This window comes from Pseudomonas agronomica, from assembly GCF_025917275.1.
Taxonomy (GTDB): domain Bacteria; phylum Pseudomonadota; class Gammaproteobacteria; order Pseudomonadales; family Pseudomonadaceae; genus Aquipseudomonas; species Aquipseudomonas agronomica.
This window is the reverse complement of sequence record NZ_JAOSHO010000451.1, coordinates 1-4,026: the sequence shown is the minus strand read 5'-3', so window position 1 is coordinate 4,026 and position 4,026 is coordinate 1. Positions and strand designations below refer to the sequence as shown.

3 protein-coding genes are annotated in these 4,026 nt (G+C 65.7%); 2 read left to right on the top strand and 1 reads right to left on the bottom strand.

Translation table 11 applies throughout. The features are described from left to right. Positions 1-39: 39 nt before the first annotated feature. Positions 40-2,556 (bottom strand): ATP-dependent helicase HrpB, encoded by a 2,517-nt coding sequence (gene hrpB, locus OC610_RS22495; protein ID WP_264430880.1) that lies wholly within the window; start codon positions 2,554-2,556, stop codon positions 40-42. A gap of 95 nt (positions 2,557-2,651) precedes the next feature. On the opposite strand from hrpB, the gene OC610_RS22490 reads away from it, so the two are divergent. Both OC610_RS22490 and OC610_RS22485 read left to right on the top strand, forming a co-directional pair. Further along, positions 2,652-3,071 carry a polyribonucleotide nucleotidyltransferase gene (locus OC610_RS22490; protein WP_264430879.1) on the top strand — a complete coding sequence of 140 codons (420 nt, stop codon included), beginning with the start codon at positions 2,652-2,654 and terminating at the stop codon, positions 3,069-3,071. Positions 3,072-3,094: 23 nt separating this feature from the next. After that, positions 3,095-3,988 (top strand): cation diffusion facilitator family transporter, encoded by an 894-nt coding sequence (locus OC610_RS22485; RefSeq protein ID WP_264430877.1) that lies wholly within the window; start codon positions 3,095-3,097, stop codon positions 3,986-3,988. The last annotated feature ends 38 nt before the right edge of the window (positions 3,989-4,026 follow it).

Sequence of the window (4,026 nt, the reverse complement as noted above, 5' to 3'; positions counted from 1 at the left end):
GCAAGCTCGCTCCCACAGTGGGCCTGCGGTGGGATCAGGTTACTTACGCGGCTTGACCCGCGCCGTCGCCTCCGCCACCAGCGGATCATCCGGCCAGTAATGCTTGGGATAGCGCCCCTTGAGGTCCTTCTTCACCTCGGCGTAGGTGCTGCGCCAGAAGTTCGCCAGATCCTGAGTCACCTGCACTGGCCGACGCGCCGGTGAAAGCAGGTGCAACTTGACCACCTGACGGCCCCCGGCGATGCGCGGGGTGTCGGCCAGGCCGAAGAGTTCCTGCAAGCGCACGGCGAGGATCGGTGGATGCTCGCTGTAATCCAGGCGAATCGACGACCCCGAAGGCACGCTCAAGTGATGGGGCGCCTGTTCGTCCAGGCGTTGTGGCAACGGCCAGGGCAACCGGTTATGGACGATGCTCGACAGGTCCAGGTTAGCGAAATGACTGAGCCGTGACACCCGCCCCAGGTACGGCATCAGCCAATCTTCGAGACTGCCCAGCAACGCCGCGTCGCTGACGTCCGGCCATTCGCTTTCGCCCTTGGCCTCCAGGTCGAGCCGGCGCAACAGCCCCACCCGCGCCTGCCATTGCCGCAACTCCGGCGTCCACGGCAGCAGCTCCAGGCCCTTGCGCCGCACCAGGTTGACCAGTGCCAGGCTGCGGGCCGCTTCATCCAGCCCGGTCAATGGTTCGCGGCTGAGCACCAGTTCGCCGACCTTGCGCTGGCGCTCGGCCCGCAGCACGCCTTCGCGCTCGTCCCAATCCAGTTGGTCGACCGTATGCACCTGTTCGGCCAGCACTGAATCGAACAGCGCCGGGTCGAAATCCGTCGCCAGGTAAATCCGCTCTTCCCGCTGGCCCTGGCGACTGCCCAGCTCGGCGATCACCAGCCACGCTTGTTTCATCAGGCTGTCCGCCTCGGCGAACAATGCCGCGCGACCGTTGGCCAGGCGATATTCCGCGCCGCCAGGGCGCCGTTGCTGGGCGACACGATCCGGATAGGCCAACGCCAACAATGCACCGAGCCAGCGTGGATGATCGGGATCGGCGACGGCTTCCTCGGCCTTGCCCCTTAGATAGCCGCGATATTGCCGGGCCAATTGCCGCGCCCGCTGCACGCCACCCTGGGCGCCGCGTGCCGCGCGTTCCTCGCCGGACAACAAGACCAGACGGCTGTGCAGATCTGCCCCGGCGCCGCGCAGGATGTCGCGCTCGCCAAGCAGCGCCGCCACGTTGCAAGCCATGTCCGCCAACCCCAACACCTGGCCGCGGAGCAGCAGATGGGCGATTCGTGGATGGGCCGGCAGCTCGGCCATGGCCTGGCCGTGGCGGGTCAGTTGGCCGCCATCGAGTGCGCCGAGACGTTGCAGCAGATCCTGGGCCTGGGCATACGCGGCGGTCGGCGGAACGTCGAGCCACACCAACTGCTGCGGCGTCACGCCCCAACGCCCCAATTGCAGGGCCAAACCGGCCAGGTCAGCCGACAGGATCTCGGCGCTGCCATAGGCGGCCAATTGTTCGTGCTGGTCTTCGGACCACAACCGATAGCACACCCCTGGTTCCAGACGCCCGGCTCGACCGGCCCGCTGGGTCGCGCTGGCCCGGGAGATGCGCTGGGTGTCAAGGCGGGTCATGCCGCTGCCCGGGTCGAATCGCGGTACGCGGGCGAGCCCGGCATCTACCACCACCCGCACGCCATTGATGGTCAGGCTGGTCTCGGCGATGTTGGTGGCCAGCACCACTTTGCGTTGGCCGGGCGGCGCCGGATCGATGGCGGCGCGCTGGGCGGCCAGGTCCAGCTCGCCGTGCAACGGGCACAGCAACACGTTGCCGCCGTCGCCGAGGGCATCGGCCAATTGTTGATGAACGCGACGGATTTCCGCTTGCCCAGGCAGGAATACCAGCACGCTACCGGTTTCATCGCGCAGCGCCTCGAGCACGGTCTGCACCAGTCGCGGCTCAATAAATTCCCCAGGCTGGAATGGCCGGCCCCAGCGCACCGCCACCGGGAACATGCGCCCTTCGCTGCGCAGGATCGGCGCGTCGTCCAGCAATCCTGCCAGCCGCTCGCCCTCCAATGTCGCGGACATCAACAGGATCTTCAGCGGCTGTTCTTCGCGAAACAGCTCACGGCCATTGAGGCTCAAGGCCAGGGCCAGGTCGGCGTCGAGGCTGCGCTCGTGGAATTCATCGAAAATCAGCAGGCCAACGCCTTCCAGGGCAGGGTCATCCTGCAGGCGACGGGTGAGGATGCCTTCGGTGACCACTTCAATGCGGGTCTTGGGGCCGACCTTGCTGTCGAGGCGAATCCGGTAGCCGACGGTTTCGCCGACCTTTTCCCCGAGTTCGCTGGCCAGCCGCTCGGCCGCCGCCCGTGCCGCCAGGCGTCGGGGTTCGAGCATGAGGATGGTCTGCCCGGCCAGCCAGGACTCGTTCAACAGGGCCAAGGGAACACGGGTGGTTTTACCAGCGCCAGGGGGCGCTTCGAGCACCGCTTCGTGGCGCTTGGCCAGGGCTTGGCGCAGCGCGGGTAAAACTTCATCAATCGGCAAGGAAATCATGCTGGCTCCAAAACAGAGGGCCGAGTATAACGGCGAACTGTTTAGCGTGGTCTGGACTCCAACCAGCAACGCCCATACCTGCTCAGGAGATTGCTATGCGTATTCCCTTTCGCGTGATCGGCGGCGTCCTGGTCGCCACCCTGCTGACCCAGATCAGCGCCTGTGGCTCGATCTTCTACCCGGACCGTCGCGGCCAGATCGAAGGCAAGATCGACCCGGCCATCGCCGCGCTCGACGCCGTCGGCCTGTTGTTCTACATCATCCCCGGCCTGATCGCCTTTGCCGTGGACTTCGCCACCGGCGCGATTTATTTCGAACCGGGCAAGAGCGTCCAGATCGACCCGGAAAAACTCAAGCCAGCCATCAACCCCGACGGCACGGTCAACAATCACAAGCTGCAAGCCATCCTTGAAAGCGAGCTGGGCCGCAGCTTCCCGCTGGACGATCCACGCCTGATCCAGCACAAGGGCAACGCCCAGCAACTGGCCGCCCTCGGCCTCAAGCCCGCCGCTTGAAGCTGCCCAAGGATGATCGCGTCATGACCACTGGTACCGAACACGCTCGCCTGCTACGCCTGGCCACCCGGGCGTCGGTGGCCGTGGCGCTTATCCTGGTGGCCGCCAAGGCACTGGCCTGGTGGTTCAGCGGTTCGGTGAGCATGCTCGCCGGCCTGACAGACTCGGCGCTGGACGGCGTCACTTCGTTGCTCAATCTGTTGGCGGTGCATTACGCGCTGCGCCCTGCCGACGACGATCACCGCTACGGGCATGGCAAGGCCGAGTCCTTGGCGGGCATGGCCCAGGCGCTGTTTATCGGCGGCAGTGCGGTGCTGATTGCCTTGCAGGCCTTCGAGCGCTTGAAAAATCCAGTGCCGGTGGACGCGCCCTGGCTCAGCGTCGGCGTGATCGTGTTTTCCCTGGTGCTGACCGTGGCGCTGCTGGCGTTGCAGCATCGGGTCGTGCGCGCCACCGGCTCCAACGCGGTGCGCGCCGACTCGCTGCATTACCGTTCGGACTTGTTGCTCAATGGCAGCATCCTGGTCGCGCTGGTCCTGGCCGGGTTCGGTTGGTATCAACTCGACGCCTGGTTCGGCCTGGGCATCGCCCTCTACATTCTGTGGAGCGCGGTGCAGATCGCCCGGGAAAGCTTCGCGGTGCTGATGGATGAAGAACTGCCACCGGACGTCAGCCAGCACATGCTGGAACTGGCATGCGCCGTGCCCGGCGTGGTCGGTGCCCATGACCTGCGCACGCGGATCTCCGGCAACCATTGGTTCGTGCAGTTGCACTTGGAATTGCCCGGGGAATTGACCTTGTCAGTCGCCCACGGCATCAGCGACCAGGCCGCCGATGCGATTCACCGCGCGTATCCGAAGGCCGAGGTGCTGGTGCATGCGGATCCGCTGGAAGTGGTGAAGCACACCAGCGCCTAGCTCGTGCACACAAACTTGTGGCGAGGGGATTTATCCCC

Excerpts from the sequence above, each read along its gene's own strand:
- hrpB (WP_264430880.1), bottom strand. The coding sequence starts at position 2,556 with ATGATTTCCTTGCCGATTGATGAAGTTTTACCCGCGCTGCGCCAAGCC.
- OC610_RS22490 (WP_264430879.1), top strand. The coding sequence starts at position 2,652 with ATGCGTATTCCCTTTCGCGTGATCGGCGGCGTCCTGGTCGCCACCCTG.
- OC610_RS22485 (WP_264430877.1), top strand. The coding sequence starts at position 3,095 with ATGACCACTGGTACCGAACACGCTCGCCTGCTACGCCTGGCCACCCGG.